This window comes from Oceanobacillus salinisoli (genome assembly GCF_009733865.1).
GTDB classification, from domain to species: domain Bacteria; phylum Bacillota; class Bacilli; order Bacillales; family Amphibacillaceae; genus Oceanobacillus; species Oceanobacillus salinisoli.
The window spans coordinates 146,985-163,375 of sequence record NZ_WOFB01000016.1 but is presented as its reverse complement, the minus strand read 5'-3'; the positions used below and the strand labels follow the sequence as shown (position 1 = coordinate 163,375).

General features: G+C 38.0%; 14 protein-coding genes and 1 riboswitch. Of the genes, 11 read left to right on the top strand and 3 right to left on the bottom strand.

Annotated features, from left to right (window positions below; translation table 11 throughout):
- Positions 1-142 precede the first annotated feature (142 nt).
- Positions 143-1,234 carry a PTS sugar transporter subunit IIC gene (locus GMJ66_RS12670; RefSeq protein ID WP_156290684.1) on the bottom strand — a complete coding sequence of 364 codons (1,092 nt, stop codon included), beginning with the start codon at positions 1,232-1,234 and terminating at the stop codon, positions 143-145.
- A 670-nt stretch (positions 1,235-1,904) separates the two neighbouring features.
- A riboswitch (glycine riboswitch) is annotated at positions 1,905-2,002 on the bottom strand.
- Between the two features lie 1,066 nt (positions 2,003-3,068).
- Positions 3,069-4,133 (bottom strand): C40 family peptidase, encoded by a 1,065-nt coding sequence (locus tag GMJ66_RS12665; protein ID WP_156290683.1) that lies wholly within the window; start codon positions 4,131-4,133, stop codon positions 3,069-3,071.
- Positions 4,134-4,636: 503 nt separating this feature from the next.
- On the opposite strand from GMJ66_RS12665, the gene GMJ66_RS12660 reads away from it, so the two are divergent.
- The 11 genes from GMJ66_RS12660 (at position 4,637) to GMJ66_RS12610 (ending at position 15,516) form a co-directional block, all read left to right on the top strand.
- Entirely contained in the window at positions 4,637-5,767 is a 1,131-nt protein-coding gene (locus GMJ66_RS12660) for a YkvI family membrane protein (protein ID WP_156290682.1), read from the top strand.
- Between the two features lie 448 nt (positions 5,768-6,215).
- Positions 6,216-6,758, top strand: coding sequence for a sigma-70 family RNA polymerase sigma factor (locus GMJ66_RS12655; protein WP_156290681.1), 543 nt, complete (start codon positions 6,216-6,218; stop codon positions 6,756-6,758).
- Between the two features lie 108 nt (positions 6,759-6,866).
- Positions 6,867-7,751, top strand: coding sequence for a DnaD domain protein (locus GMJ66_RS12650; RefSeq protein WP_156290680.1), 885 nt, complete (start codon positions 6,867-6,869; stop codon positions 7,749-7,751).
- Positions 7,752-8,242: 491 nt separating this feature from the next.
- Entirely contained in the window at positions 8,243-8,938 is a 696-nt protein-coding gene (locus GMJ66_RS12645) for an HAD family hydrolase (protein WP_156290679.1), read from the top strand.
- Between the two features lie 9 nt (positions 8,939-8,947).
- Positions 8,948-9,796 carry a MurR/RpiR family transcriptional regulator gene (locus GMJ66_RS12640; protein WP_231514923.1) on the top strand — a complete coding sequence of 283 codons (849 nt, stop codon included), beginning with the start codon at positions 8,948-8,950 and terminating at the stop codon, positions 9,794-9,796.
- Between the two features lie 12 nt (positions 9,797-9,808).
- The gene (locus GMJ66_RS12635) at positions 9,809-11,374 is read left to right on the top strand and encodes an ABC transporter substrate-binding protein (RefSeq protein WP_197046689.1); all 1,566 of its coding nucleotides are present in this window, start codon (positions 9,809-9,811) and stop codon (positions 11,372-11,374) included.
- A gap of 14 nt (positions 11,375-11,388) precedes the next feature.
- The gene (locus GMJ66_RS12630; RefSeq protein ID WP_156290677.1) at positions 11,389-12,345 is read left to right on the top strand and encodes an ABC transporter permease; all 957 of its coding nucleotides are present in this window, start codon (positions 11,389-11,391) and stop codon (positions 12,343-12,345) included.
- On the top strand, positions 12,338-13,159 hold the full coding sequence (locus GMJ66_RS12625) for an ABC transporter permease (RefSeq protein WP_156290676.1): 822 nt from the start codon (positions 12,338-12,340) through the stop codon (positions 13,157-13,159). The genes GMJ66_RS12630 and GMJ66_RS12625 overlap by 8 nt, the downstream gene beginning before the upstream one ends.
- Positions 13,159-13,968 (top strand): ABC transporter ATP-binding protein, encoded by an 810-nt coding sequence (locus tag GMJ66_RS12620; RefSeq protein ID WP_156290675.1) that lies wholly within the window; start codon positions 13,159-13,161, stop codon positions 13,966-13,968. The genes GMJ66_RS12625 and GMJ66_RS12620 overlap by 1 nt, the downstream gene beginning before the upstream one ends.
- A 10-nt stretch (positions 13,969-13,978) precedes the next feature.
- Entirely contained in the window at positions 13,979-14,785 is an 807-nt protein-coding gene (locus GMJ66_RS12615; RefSeq protein ID WP_156290674.1) for an ABC transporter ATP-binding protein, read from the top strand.
- A complete protein-coding gene (locus GMJ66_RS12610) occupies positions 14,782-15,516 on the top strand; it encodes an MBL fold metallo-hydrolase (RefSeq protein ID WP_156290673.1) in 735 nt (244 codons plus the stop codon). The genes GMJ66_RS12615 and GMJ66_RS12610 overlap by 4 nt, the downstream gene beginning before the upstream one ends.
- Positions 15,517-16,082: 566 nt before the next feature.
- Here the strand turns inward: GMJ66_RS12610 and GMJ66_RS12605 are convergent.
- Entirely contained in the window at positions 16,083-16,304 is a 222-nt protein-coding gene (locus GMJ66_RS12605) for a LysR substrate-binding domain-containing protein (RefSeq protein ID WP_269321880.1), read from the bottom strand.
- Between the last annotated feature and the right edge of the window lie 87 nt (positions 16,305-16,391).

Below are 16,391 nucleotides of genomic sequence, written 5' to 3'. Positions count from 1 at the left end.
AAGGAAAGTAGATTTTTAAAAATCTACTTTCCTTTTAAAAGTTCCATGTCTATGGAATCAGCCCTCCACCACGTTAGATCATAATATCGTTCTGCGATTTGCACTTTAAAGTGATGGGGGAGCTAACACCTTCTCTTGAAGCTTAGGCATTCACACTTTCAGCTTCTAAATTTGATTTTTTAGTTATTGCTTCATCTTTTTCTTCTAATTCCTCATCATCACTAGTTAACAGCTCCTCTTCAGTTTTAATTGGATAGTTTTTAAATATAAATGAACAAATTAATCCAACTGTGACTCCTATAACGGCGACAATGACGCCGACAAGGATGACTTGTATAGGCGGGTTCCAAGCAAATGTTGATGCAAGTCCTGGAACAACTGCAGCTGTACCTGGAGAGTTGTTTACCAAACCTGATAAAGCTATTATAATACCTGCTATTCCACCATAAATAAAGTTTGTCACGTATACTGGGATTGGATTGGCTGAAATAACATGAGCTTTTGTTAAAGCTTCAATCGCTACTGAAATAGTTTCTTGCGGTGTAGTTAATCCCATTCTACGGAAGAATGTGTAATTCAAGAATCCAGAACCAAAAATGGCCATTGCAGCGATAGCCATTGGTTGACCAGTAAGACCCATAATAGCAGTTAAAGCCATTGAACTAAGCGGAGCTGTAGAAGTAACAGTCAGTACTCCACCTAAGATAATTCCCATTAGAATAGATGATTGAGATTGTGCACTTTCTAAGATACTTCCTATATTCAACAGTATTCCGTCAACTGATGGAGCAATCAGAGCAGCAATGAAATAAGTTAATGGTGTTGCAATAAAAATAATAGCTAGTAAATTGATTCCATTAGGGATTCTTTCTTGGAACCATCTTACAAGGAATGAAACAAGATATCCGGCAATAAAACCGGGTAAAATACCCATATTAGCCAGCGGAAGCGATATCATTAATGCATAGCCTGGTTGAACATTTAATGCCATAGCAACCAGCGCACCTGCTGCAATACCGGATAAACTTCCTGCTAAATCACCAATTTCCTGAAAGGCAGCAATTCCCAACATATCCCCTAAAACAGAACCGATTAAAGCCTCAATTAAGAAACTAGCTACCGCAGCAGCTGCCAAAGCACTCATAGCTTTAGATCCATACGGTGCCTTAAACGTAAATAAAGAGAATAACGCTAAAACGACTAAAAGAGCAATTGTACCTATCAATACATCCATCAAATATTCCTCCTATAATTAAATAACTTTTTATGTGAATTAAATTTATCAAAGAAAAGAAAACCCTTTCATAAAGGTGAAATTAAATGATAATTTTTGTTTTTATTATATATAACCATTAGTTAGGGATTGCATAAATACTTCTTTACTTTGTCAAACAAGATAAAATCATTAACTAAACTCTTGCAAAAAGTTTGTCATATCGAAATTTATCTGAAACCTCTGCATGCATATAAACTCTGTCGTTTACGAAAATTTAAAAAGGACATATGAACAGGCATTATCGAAAAAACAACCTAATGGATGTGCTGAAAGAAAGCTAAAGCGGTTTAAATAAAAAATCGCTTCACATTATCCGTATGCCCTTTTTAGGTGTATTTCTGAAAAATGCAAGAGTCAAGGTTAAACTAAATGCTGTATTCAGTGCCCCTAATAAAATTCACATATCTAACTTGAACTTCCGGTACCGCGTTTACGAGTGATTGTGAGAAAAGCCAATAAGTAAGAACTCCTAATACAATCCTCGTTATCATTGTGTTATTACCTTTATAGCTTGCTTCCATGTAACATCCCCTTTTTATTAACTGTTCCATTGAACGTACTATAACTCTTCAGTGATGATAATTTTAGACACAACAAAAAGGACAGAGAAAACATCATGTGCTTTTCTCTGCCCTTCTCTGTCCTTTTTACCTGAGAGTTTAGCTCAATAGAGCCTTCCCCTTCGGTGACGTATTTATATCATACGTTCTCTCCAGAGTTGTGTCCGGTTGCAGTTTTTTCTACCTGAGAGATTCACCCCAAGGGTCTTTATTGGAGTTTGCTCCTTCGGCGACTGATCATATATGCTTTCCTGCAACTTTCACCCACTATTTAGATAATCCCGGTGCCTTTTAGTTAAAAGGGAAACGCTTTCAAAAATGTCATTTCAAACACTAGTACTGTTTAAATAGTAAAAAACGTATCCTGTAATACAATCTTACAAATATTCAGATGAATTATAATTATATTATATATGTGATAATAAGGCTTTCACAATGTTAAAATTTGTAATTCTTTGTCGCTAAAATAATTTTTTCCAGAAGAATATACTGCGAAAAATAGGGTTGTCTTCTACAAAGGAGTTTCATCTTATATTGGTTAAACAGATTGAATGAAATTTCCAACTTTACATTAGTTTCTGTAATTTTAATTTTAACAGATTTCACAGATTACATCTATAAAAAAATATAAATTTATTTTGATCATATCAGCCCTAATTTAATTGGTGCACAGCGGTGGATGTTTTTTTTACGGGGTGAAATTTATGAAATCAAAATATATGATCATCACTTTTTCCACCAAGCGCATTTCAGCTAAAAAATCATTGCTGTCATATAAGCAATTCAAAGTAATGATGAAATAACCATTTTTGCTGTAAATTTTCCAATCTGCCTTGTGTCCTTTTAACATATCCATTGAAGCCGTCTTTCTATTTCAAAGTTAATAAATTATGAAGTGAAATCTGCAGCTTATCCAAAACATGCCGCCGGATTCTGTAAACAGATTTTTTCTTCACTATATCCCAATTTCAGCTTCACTTCATGAATGGGAAAACATTCAAAATACTCTGCATTGAACAAAATCCTGTTCTTGCTCCTGGAGTATCAGTAAGGACATTAATGAAATACAGTGAATTTCCTTTTAATAATGAAAACTCCATAAGCTTGCTTCGTGGCTAAACCTTAATTAATGAGAAATGCAAAAAGGCACAACAAGCAGAATAAATCCGCTAGTCGTGCCTTCTTTTACGCAAAACTTCTGATTGTCTCCTATAAGATCCATCCCGCTGTTTCTAACGAATAACCCGTTTGGAAAATAGATAATTTTTCCCCCAATATGGATTTTGCAGAACGTTGTCTGTAATATCAACACCAAGGGAAGAGGAGGCATGAATCATGTTGCCGTTGCCCATGTAAATGCCGACATGCCCGACCCGACCGTCTGAGTACAAGTCTTTGTCTGTAAAGAACATGAGATCTCCTGTTTTTAAATCATTTTTATTCACGGATACCCCTTTATTCGCTTGGTCTCTGGACACCCTTGGGAGCGTGATCCCTATTTCCTGAAAGACTTTCATGGTATAGGAGGAACAGTCAAACAGATTAGGTGCTTCATTCAGAGTTGCGCCAAATTTGTAACCTGCACCGATATACTTTTTGGCCTTGTTAATCAATTCCTGCCTCTGTGTTGTGACACTGGCATTATTATTTTTTTGAATTGGTTCCTGTTCACGGATTGGCTCCATTTCTTTCGCCTTATCCCGTGACGGTAGTTTCAATGTTTGTCCATCGAATATGGTATTCGAAGTTAGATTATTTGCAGTCTTTAAGTCTGCAACGGACGTATGATGAATGCGTGCAATATTCCATAAAGTGTCATTTGGATGCACAATATATTTTTGTGCTGGCTGCTGTACCTGGATGGAACCATTTTCCTTTTTGAAATAGATATAGGAATTAAATAATGCTCCACCGGCGTGCAAAGAAATATATGCTGTTTCATTGATCCATCGTGGCGGTTTAATGTTTATAAATTCATTACCTTTTTTCGCTCTTGATCCGCCCATCGTGGTTCTAATCGTAGTCGATCCGTCTGTCACTTCATATGTTTTTGTGCTGTTCTCAAATTTAATGCTATTATATCCTAAGGTCTTTGCCAATTTGACAAATGGTAAATAGTAAACACCATCTATCTTTATTGGATTTATTCCATCCACTGCTTTCCCGTTTATTGCAATTTCGGCTGTCGGGACATTTTGGTACTGAGCATGAACAGGGATGGCACCACTAATAAAAAATCCAATGGCAAGTAAGACAATGAACACTTTGCGAACATTCCAAAGCGCTTGACTTATCATGAGAAAATCTCCTTTTTTATATTTTTAACTCAAAATATATTCTCTTTGAAATGTCTTTTTCTATGCGTTTTCTTCTTTTAAAATATTTCCGGTTATGTAAATTTTTAACTTAAATGCGCTATCTCGAAATTGCTGTATATGATTTTAGATAACTCTTCTCCGATTAACCTGTGATAAATGAAGTTAAAGTGAAAATTTATGGCGGAAGCTCTTCCAATTAACCCAACTACTACAGAAACGGGCAGTGGTCCACTGTAAAGATAGTTTGAAGGGAATGGAGAACCAGCCTCTCTGTTCCCTCTCAATTTAAATGTATAAATAAAAAAGATGGGTACTATCACTATTAATCATTTCACATGGTTTTAAGAACATTTTATAATAAAAATGCAAGCGCTTACTTTATTGAACATTTAAATTTTTTAGAAATGTTTTCGGTTTTCATTGGTAGGGCAGGGGTTGGCAATAGTCCGGTATTATACTTTAAAAAGCGGAGGGGTGGGCATATGGATAGTAATAAAGTAGATTTTAAACAAGTTATTTTTTTTAGCGGAGCTTTTATAGCATTTTTAATCGGATCAGGATTTGCAACGGGACAGGAAATCATGCAGTATTTTGTTGCATATGGATTTATGGGCATTGTTGGAGCAATAGTAGTTTTTCTTCTATTTTTGTATGTGGGAATTAGTTTTATAACAACAGGGTATGAGCGTAAATTTCCGAAACCTAATGATATTTACACATATTATTGCGGAAAAACAATAGGTAAATTCTTTGATTATTTTTCCATATTGTTTATTTATTTATCATTTATTGTAATGATTGGGGGAGCGGGCGCAACACTAAATCAACAATATGATCTTCCTGTATTAATAGGCAGTATAGGATTGGCCGTACTTGCAGGAGTTACGGTAATGTTTGGACTTATAAAAATAATTGATGTAATCGGTAAGGTTGGACCAGTAATATGTGTTATGGCTATCCTTTTAGGAATTTCAGCGATTATTATGAATCCTTCTGGTTTAGGTAAGGCTGCTCAGATTATACCTAATTTAGATTTATTAAGTGCATCAAGTAATTGGATATTCGCAGCGGGTTCTTATGTAGGATTTTGTATGCTGTGGCTGGCTGCATTTATGTCTACAATGGGAGCAACAGCAGTAAACAAAAAAACGGCATCTTTTGGTGCCATTTTTGGAGCGCTTGGTTTTTCAGCAGGTGTTATCGTGATGGCCTTAGGACTTATGGTGAATGTTGAGCAAGTCGAAGGATCCTTAGTGCCTACATTAATTTTAGCAGGAAATATACATCCTGGTATAGCAGTCATATTTGCTTTGACAGTTGTAGCAGGAATCTACACTACATCTGTACCGTTACTTTGGACGGTTTCATCCAGAATTGCAGATGAAAAGAGTAGTAAGTTTAAATCTGCTACGATAATACTAGCGATTATAGGAACATTTGTTGCATTAAACATTCCGTTTGACAGGCTTGTAAATATTGTTTATGTCATTAACGGGTATGTAGGGATACTCTTACTAGCTTTAATGATTATTAAGAGCATAAGAAATGTTGTCGGGGGTAAAAAGAATGAAAACAATAGAGATGGCGGGTCGCTTGAAACGAATGTAAGGTGAGAGATTTCTGGATTAGTTAATGTAGATAGCGAATTTTTAAGGGAATTTATTGTGGGGATCTTGTTAGATAGTGTTCAGACCAGGTTTGTTTCATTGGGGAATGATTTTTGCGTTAACGAAGTATAATGGGAGAAAAGTAAACTGGAGCCAGAGTGACAAAACCCACGTTTTAGGGAAAGATGTCTGTCGATGGGCAGGAGAAACACTTGTTGTGTAAGTAGCCATTTTGTTGGTTAAGGAAAGCTTTTTTGTTAAAAAGTTACTAACTTCTAAAACAATCATAGAAACGAAATTTTAGCACGGTTTTCGACATGAAAACAGCTCCAAAATTCAATTTTGGAGCTGTTTTTTTGAAGTTAGCTTGTTCGACAAGTTTCGTTATGTTTCCTATGGTAGAGATGCACCAAGGAGAAATCAGTAGGTCATTCCAGAAGAAAGGGGTTAAATCATGAAAGAAAAGGAGCCGGGGAAATTTACGTTTGAGGAAATTTTTAAGCAGAACGAAAACCGTATTCATTTTCATATTCACCAATTAGGTATTCGTGATCCAGCACGGGAATTTTATACAGAAGGATTATATGCCATGTGGCTGGCTTATAAGAAATACGAACCGGAGAAGGGGCCGCTTTCCACTTATTTCAATTACACCATCCGCAACCGCCTCATCGATTTGCTCCGTAAGAAACTAACGGACGAGCAACAACAAGATGACTATATCCAAAAGGAAAAATCAACCCTGTCCAATGGAAATCACTATGGAGATTCGAAATTGCCAGTGATGGATTGGTCCGACATCAAGGTGGAAGATGAAAAACTATGGGAACAAGCATTTTCTAAGCTTTCCGAAAAGCAAAGGAAGTGGGTCTATTACTACATTATTCGTGACATGTCCCTGAAGGAAATCGCCAAACAAGAAGGTACCAGCGTAGAGGCGGTAAAAGACTGGGGGAAACAGGCAAGGAAGAAATTAAAAGAAGCATTGAAAGACTGAAAAAATGACGGGAAGCATGGGGAGGGTTCTTTTACTTCATGTGCGAGCAGTTTGAAGCGGGAGAACTATCCCCGTGTTTCCAACTATATTATAAAGGGGAAGAGGGACATGAATTATATTAAAGAGTTGAATGCTTTATATGATCGGATTGAAATTGTGCCATTATCTGGTTCTGCAACTGCGTTATGGCATGCGCTTATGCATATTAATAACAAGACCAGATGGCAGAAACAGTTTACTGCCTCTGCAGCGGTGTTATGTTTAAAGGCGGGATTAAAGGAGAGCAGCTTTAAACGTGCGAGGAAGGAGCTAAAAGAAAAAGGATACATTGACTATCAATCCCGTGACCATAATCAAGCTCCGATTTATCAGATGATTTCATTGACTTATGATGATTATGATGTAGACGAGGAACAGGAAGCGGACCGGGATGTGGCCGACCGAGCGGACCACCTCGATAACCACTATAGTAACGAGTCTATGAACCAGTCTGAGAACCAAGGTAGTGTCACATTAATTAAACGAAACAAAAAGAAAGAAAACGAAATAAATAATATATCAGATGCGTTTGTATTTTATCAGGAGAACTTTGGGGTGGTTAGTCCGTTTGTTGCGGATTCATTGGTAGATTGGGTGAGGGAGGTTGGGGAGGAGTTAGTTTTAGAGGCGATGAAACGGGCGCTGGAACGAAATCGGACGAACTGGGGATATGTGAAGAGTATCTTGCAGTCATGGGGGAAGAAAGGTTTACATACGCTTGAGGATGTTCGGGCTGAAGAAGTGGCGTTTAGGAATCAGCGAGGGAAGAAGAGGTCGAGTGGGGTTAATGGGGAGAATGGGAGGAAAGAGATTGTACCAGATTGGTTTGTGGAGCTGAAGCAGAAGGAGAAACAGCAATCGCAGGCTCCGCATACGGATCCTGAAGAAGCGGCTGCAATGAAAGAGAAGATAGAGGGACTGAGGGAGGAGATAAAAGGGAGAAATGATGGGTAGAGTGGAGTGGTGGTGCCTGTCACTTCCGGATTTTGTCGGACTTTGTCGGTGGAGTAGAGATGGGGTAGTATGTTGAGGGGAATGTGAGGGATAGGGATAGGACCTATTGGCTCAGACCACGACAAAAACGGTTGACGATTGGCACTCCTTAAATGAAAGGAGGAGTTGATATAGTAACATACGAAGTTCTAAGTGCGTCACTATATCAACAGAAAAAGGGCGATTCTCTTAATCCTAACTGAGAATCGCCCTTTACTTTGTGTTTTTAAATCTATTGATATAGTAAATATTCGAAAACATGATGAGGGGAGATAATTCGAAATCCAGTTTGGACGGTTAGTTGTTTCTTCCATCCTACACAAGTTTACAATTTATTTACGATAGGTTTAATTGTTCAAAATATTAAGTCGCTACAATGAGAATATGAAGTAAATACTTCAACTATTATAAAAAAGACGAAAAAACTACGAAGAGTAAGGTGGGATGATGGATTGATCAATTTTGTATGGTTCGACTTAGGCTATACATTGGTTTATTTAAACAGGGAGGAGGTTTATCAGGAGAGGCTTTCAGATGTTGGGGTTTCCAAGACAAAAGAGGAAATTACGCTTGCTTATCATCTAACTGATAAATTTTTTATGCGGGAGCATCCAGGGTTATTGGCGAAGGACCGTGAGCTATATGCGGAATATTACCAGTCTAAGCTACATGAGTATTTGCGTTTGGAAGACGATGTACTACAGGTACAGGCCTTAGCTACACGAAATAAAAATCAAGTGAAGTGGAAGGCTTTCAAAGAAACGCTCCCAACCTTACAGCAGTTAAAACAAATGGGGATTGGTCTAGGGCTGATATCGAATTGGGATCTATCTGCAAGGGATGTACTGAAGCAAACTAACATTTTTCCATTACTAGATTACATAATAGTCTCTTCAGAGGTAGGCATGGAGAAGCCGGATAAGGGAATTTTCGAATATGCGTTAAATGAAGCCAATGTCCAAGTCGATGAGTGTTTATATGTTGGTGATAATTACTATGATGATGTGATTGGTAGTAGGAAAGTAGGGATGGATAGCGTGGTTATTAATCCATTTGGGAAAGTTGGCATGGAAGAACTGAAAAACGATGTGCCATTGATTACAAATGTGAAAGAAATTTTGCCAATCATCCAAGCAGTCCATGTATAGGTGTTAATGATGCAAATACATGAACGTATTAAAGATAATTTTTCTAACTTAAGTCATTCACAGAAAAAGGTTGCTCATTACCTTTTGGGGAATTTAGAAGAGGTGTTTTCTTCGTCAGCCAACGAAATCGCTAGTCTTTCTGATGTAAGTGAGGCAACCGTACATCGATTAGCACAGGAACTTGGGTATGAAAGCTTTCGGAATATGAAAAAGGATATCCAACAATTTATTCGAAATGATTATCGGTCCGTTAATAATCTATTATCTTCCACAACCTTAAAGGAAGAAAATTGGTTGGAAGGACATTTTGTTCAGGAAGCAGAGAACATTATTCATACGAGTAAACAAATTAAGCAGGAAGAAATAAATATTGCGGCAGAAGCATTTTTAAGAGCTTCCCATATTTGGGTCGCTGGTTGGCGGATGGGGCTTTCCGTGACATCCTACTTACAATTTATCCTGAAATATATGTTAGGGAATAGCACGTCTATTCCACAAGGGGAAGTAGCGGAATATGCAGCCTATATAAAAAAAGAGGATGTCGTATTTCTCAGTGCTTTTCCAAGATATGACGTAAAGGTGCTTCAGATTGCGAAGATTGCTAGAGAAAAAGGTGCCTATGTGATTGGAATAACTGATTCCCCTGTTGCGCCAATTAAGGAATATACCAATCTATGCTTGACAGTAAAGATAAAGTCAAAAGGTTTTGTAGATTCGTATACTGCTTCCGTTTCTGTTTGCAATGCGATTGTTCAAGCGATTTCCTATCTTGGAGAAGATAAGGTAAAAAACAATATTAAACAAATAGAAGAGAATTTTGTTACTTTTCAACAGGGCTATGCCTGGAAATATGAATAAAAGGAGACTATTATGAAACATTTCAAAATAACGTTATTTGTTGCAATGTTGGTTGTTTTTCTGGTTGCTTGTGGTGGAGAAGAAGAGACTGGCTCGGAGCCAAATGAATCGAGTAGTAATCCTACTGGTGATGAAGAAACTGGTGATTCTTCAGAGATGAATAGTGAAAAGACCGAATTAAATATGGCATTATCTGTTGACCCAGACGGCTTAGACCCTCATCGGACAACGGCTGCTTCTACTTTTCAAATAACGAATAATATTTACGATACATTAGTGAAGGTGACACCAGATGGAGAGTTTGAAGAAGGTCTGGCTGAATCATGGGAAACCTCTGATGATGGATTAACGATTACATTTACCCTTCGTGACGGAGTGGTTTTCCACAATGGGCGTGAGATGACTGCGGAAGACGTAAAATACTCTTTTGAAAGATTAAAAGGGGAAGAAAGTCCAAGAGCTGGAGATTTTGCGAATATAGTAGAAATCAATGTAATCGATGAAAAAACAGTGGAATTTGTTACCGAAGAATTAAATGTGGCATTGCTTTCTAATTTTGCCTACCCGTGGACGGCAATTGTTCCTGAGGAGGCGAGTAATGATTTAAGAAATAATCCTGTAGGTACTGGTCCATTCAAACTAGAAGAGTGGATTCCACAACAGCACTTAGTATTAGTGAAAAATGAAGACTACTATGATCCAGCTCACTTAGAAAAAGTCACATTTAAAATGATGCCAGATGCAACTTCCCAAGTTTCTGCTCTCCAAGCAGGTGAGTTAGATGTTATAGGGTTAACTGGTGATCTTGTTGGTCAATTTGAAGGAAATGATCAATTTACAATCTTAGAAAACCAAGCAAACTCGATTCAATTAATGGCAATGAATCTAGAAAATGAAGCATTATCAGATGTAAGAGTGAGACAAGCGATAGATCTTGCAGTAGATAAACAAGCATTAATTGAAGCAGTATGGTGGGGATATGGAGAAGAAATTGGCTCCCATTATCCACCGATTTTAAAAGAATATGTGGATACAAATGACACGATAACGTATGATCCAGAACGAGCGAAGGAATTACTCGCTGAGGCTGGATATGCTGAGGGATTAGAGTTAGATATGTATTTACCTGCTTCTTATCAGGCATATGTAGATGCTGGTCAGGTAATCGCAGATGAATTAAGTAAGGTTGGAATTACAGCCAACATTGAAATTGTCGAATGGGCAACATGGTTAAGTGACGTGTATACGAATCGTCAATATGACTTAACGGTGGTTGGTCATACGGGAAGATTGGATCCTTATGTTCTGTTATCCAGGTACCATACAGAAAGCGGAGAGAACTATTTTAACTACTCTAATGAGCGGGTAGATGAGATTTTAACACTTGTACAAAAAGAGCGTGATGAAGATGTACGTGTAGCATTGTATCAGGAAATGCAAGAAATTCTAGCGGAAGAAGTTCCTGCATTGTATATCCAGTCTCCAACTATATTGATGGTTACCGCAAGTGATGTTGCTGGTTTTAAAACATATCCAATTGATATTTATGAAATGAAGGATGTTTATTTTACTAACTAAAAAAGAGGTATCGTATGCTGAACTTTATCATACAACGTTTGCTAAGTGGAATTGGTGTTTTGTTTTTTATTTCCATTATTACCTTTGTAGTCCTAATGTGGATTCCTGGCAATCCTGCATTATTAAGTTTAGGTACGGATGCAACACCTGAAAAAGTTGAGGCACTCAAGGAATCGATGGGACTCCATGTACCTTGGTATGAACAATATATAAACTGGCTAATTGGCTTTTTATCAGGAGATTGGGGAACTTCCTATGTTTTTGGGGAAGAAATATTAATTCTTATCACACAAAGACTTCCGGTCACCTTATCATTAGCGGCTCTTTCTTTAACGATTGCCATTCCGTTTGCTGTTATGTTTGGAGTAATCTCTGCCTTATACCAAAACAAGTGGATTGACTATATGGCAAGAAGTCTTATGCAGTTAGGTGATGCGGTACCACAGTTTTGGCTGGCGCTTTTATTTCTGGTCTTTTTCGCGGCGGGTTATGGCTGGTTCCCTGTAGCTGGATTTACCCCAATGGAAGAAGGTTTTTGGGTGAGTGTTCATAGTATCCTCCTCCCATCCATTGTTTTAGCGATTGGACAGGTTGGCCCATTGATTCGGATTATTCGAAGCTCGATGCTAAGTTCATTGGAACAGGATTACATGTTAATGACGAGGGTGAACGGGTTATCGAGAACACGAGCAATTGGTAAATATGCCTTAAGAGGTGCGATTATTGCACCTCTTACCATTGTCGGAATGCAATTAGCTGGAATATTGGGTGGGGCGGTACTAGTGGAAAGTATTTTCGCATTGCCTGGTATTGGTCGTTTGCTTCTTATGGCTGTCGAACAGAGGGATTTAATTTTACTTCAGGGAGTTGTATTTTTTATCACGAGTGCAGTCGTGATTGTCAACATTATCACGGATATTCTGTACAGGCTTGTCAATCCGATGATTCGCTTTGGAGGTAATCATGAGTAGGTTACGAAATAATAAGTTGTTCGTTTTAGGGATTATTCTGGTGTCTATGGTTGTTGGATTATGTGCCGTTTCTTTCTTTTATCTTCCACATGATCCTAATGTGATGAACACAAAGGAACGGTTATTAAGTCCGAGTGTAGAGTATTTACTGGGGACTGATCAATTTGGTAGGGATATTCTAAGTCGCATCATGGTGTCATCGCGCTATGCACTTTTTATTGGATTAGTGTCTGTGTCCATTGGCGCTGCCATCGGACTATTCATTGGAGCAATTGCAGCTACATCCAAAGGGATTATTCAAGGTTTACTGATGCGTATGATTGATGGATTGATGGCATTCCCTGGCATTTTGTTAGCCATGATGCTTGTTGCTGTGTTAGGTGAGGGATTATGGAATGCGGTTCTTGCTATAGGAATTTTTATGATTCCTGTTTTTGCACGCCTATCTTATTCGCTTGTTCTCGATCAGAAAGATGAACTGTATATTAAAGCGGCACAGAGCTATGGTACAAGTAGAACGCGGATTATATTTAAACATCTTTTACCAACGATTATGCCAAGAATTATTACGCAATTTAGCGCAAGTATTGGGAATGCGATTTTAATTGAATCTTCCTTATCCTTCTTAGGGTTAGGAGTGCAACCACCAGATGCAAGCTGGGGCCTCATGCTTAGTGAATCTAGACAGTATACCTTAACATATCCTTTTCTTTCTGTACCACCAGGGATTATTTTAGTCATTACGGTGCTTGGATTTAATTTGATTGGGGATGCCGTCAATGATTCGATGGTGAAAAGGAGGGCAGCGGCATAATGAAAAATAAATGGATTCATTTAGAAGATTTACGGGTGTCAGATGCATATGGCCGTGACATCATCCGCCAAGCTTCGATGGAGTTGTTTGAGAATGAATTTGTTGGCATTGTTGGGGAGTCTGGTTCCGGGAAAACGATGACAGTGAAAGCCATTTTGGACCTTTTGCCGGAAGAATTAAATATGACATGTTCGAAAAATGAGGTGCTTGGTCAGAATCTCTTAAAATTAAGTGGAAAAGAGAGAAAAAGACTAATAGGAAGTGGAATTGGATTTGTTCCACAAAATACGATTGCCTTCTTACATCCACTTATTAAAATCAAACATCAAATTGGGGAAGCTTTTATCACTCATGGTATGGGAAATAAAAAGCTGGCAAAGGAGAAGGCCATTCATTTACTAGAAAAAGTAGGTATTAGAGAGCCTAAACGTGTACTAAATTCCTATCCGATTCAACTAAGTGGTGGGATGAAGCAGCGTGTGAACATTGCGATGGCACTGATGACTGACCCAAAGGTAATTGTGGCGGATGAACCTACTACTGCACTGGATACTGTCATTCAAAAACAAGTGCTGGAATTATTGAAAGAAGTTCATGACAAAGACGGTGTTTCCATCCTGTTCATTTCCCATGATTTAAAAATTGTGAAGCAGTTCTGTCATCGTGTGTATGTGATGTATAAAGGCAATGTCGTAGAAGCAGGGAAAACAAAAGAAATTTTCCAACATCCAAAGCATACTTACACAAAGGAATTAATAAGCCTTCTTCCGACCTTATCGAAGGACAAACATATGGCAGAAACGGTATAGGAGGGGCGTGATGAAAACAATTTTAGAAGCTCGTCATATTGTCAAAGCATTTAAATTGAAAAAACAGCATCTATTTGAAAAACAAACGTTTGTTCAAGCGGTGGATCACATTAGTTTTCAAGTAAAGGAAGGCCAAACGATTGGCATTGTTGGGGAGTCTGGTTCAGGAAAATCTACTGTATCTGAAATTATCGGTGATTTGCAAAAGCCGACCTCTGGAACAGTGAAGTATTTTGGAAAAGATATTGGGACAATGACGAAGGAAGAGTATCAAGATTTTAGAAGAGGAGTCCAGTTTGTTTTTCAAAGTCCAAAAGATTCCCTTCACCCATTTTATACGATTCAGGAAAATTTACTCGAGCCGCTGAAGGTCTCTTCTTCCACTTATAACAAGGATGACGCACTTAAGGAAGTTACAGAGTTGTTAGGGAAGGTCAACTTGGATGAATCAATCTTGAAAAAACACCCATCTGAAATAAGTGGTGGCCAGGCTCAACGTGTTGCAATTGCTCGTGCATTATTATTAAAGCCAAAGGTCATCATTTGTGATGAATGTGTTTCGGCGTTGGATTTATCTATCCAAGCCCAGATTTTGGATTTATTAAAGGAATTACAGGTTGAGTTTGGAACGAGTTATGTATTTATATCCCATGACATTGGTGCTGTTTATAAAATGTCGGACTATGTGATGGTGATGAATCAGGGAAAAGTGTTAGAAGAAGGGGAAACGGAACAAGTATTGCTTCATCCTGAGCATACGTATACGAAAACCCTTATTCAAAGTTCTTTTTCCATAGAAGAGGATGAAGTAGTATGAAGTGTACAGTAATTGGAATGTGGGGCGGATTTCCGAAAAAGAATGGCCCATGTTCCGGCTATCTTATTGAGAAGAACGGTTTTTCATTATTAGTGGATTGTGGAAGTGGTGTGGTATCACAGATGCAAAACTATGTAGATTTAAATGATGTGAATCATGTTGTCCTATCGCATTATCATTATGATCATTTTAGTGATGTCGGTGTTTTATTGTTTTCGAGGCTAGTGAACACACAACTTAGACAGACGAATGAAATTTTACATATTTATGGACCGGATGATAGCGAGATGGCTAGGAGAGTAAGAGAGGTTCCTTACTCTGATTTCCATCCGTATGGAGAAGAATGTTCGCTAACCATCGGCCCTTTTACAATCGAATTTCTTTGCAACCTCCATCCTGTTGAAGCGTATTCGATGAAAATAACATGTGACGAAGGGAAAACGATTGTCTATACCTCAGACACTGGTTTTACGGAAGATCTTGTAACTTTTTCGGAAGGTACGGATCTATTGATTACGGAGTGTAGCTTATATGATGGAATGAATGGCGCTGCCTCCGGTCATATGACAGCTGGAGAGGCTGGTGTATTAGCTAACCGTTCTCATGCAAAACAAGTGATTCTCAGTCATTTGCCACACTATGGGGATTTGGAAGAGTTATTGGATAGTGCGAAGGGGGAAGGAAATGACTGTGTTATGTTAGCTGAGGTTGGGATGGAGGTGGAGGTTTAGGAGGACCATGGGGACACACTGGAGAGCAAGGGATGTCATGTACCACTGCTAAGATAGGCTAATCGGGAAGGCACAGGAAGGTTCCAATTTTGGAAATGGGCAAACTCTTTTGAATTACGTTTTTATGGTATGTGAAGTCGATTTATTGAGTGGAGATATGTATTATTTAAGAGTAGTAGTCGCTTAGGGGGCGGTTACTTTTTTATTTGCCTAAACCACAATCTCTCGCTGTATGTTTTTAAACTAGTAAATTATGGAAATAGTTCTTTTGACAACTTTATAGAGTGTTACGCATGTAGTGTAGACGTATATAAGCCTCTTCCTCATCGAAAGAGGCTTTTCGATTTTGCGAATAAAATTTGCTGAATTGAATGGTGAAAAGTGAGTGACTAACAATCTATTAAAGCACAAAAGACCAATATTGAAAGTTTATCGCGATAGTAACTCAGCTTTGTCCTACGAGGTATTTTTCGATATATCAACGAAATTATGAACGAATTGAAGGTCAATATTAATTCGCAATGCTAAAAATAAATCGATAGAAGGGGTTATATCCTCTGAATTCCCTATATGTCAATTCTTTTCGTTCCCATGGATAATTTAGAAACAAGGGAGTAACCAATACCAGCGGATACTAGTGATAATATGGTAGTTAATCCTTCAGCTTCTTGATGGATTTTAGCCGAAAAACCAGCTCTATTACAAATAGAAATAATCGTGTCATAATAACCAGGTTCATGATTGTGAGTAGACATAATGAAATCTTCATTTTTAAAAATGTTATGCAATAGAAATTTCTCGAAATATATATCGATACTTTGGCGACTTATAGCTAGTTGAAATATAGGTAAATAGGAATCATGGCTTAATGATCA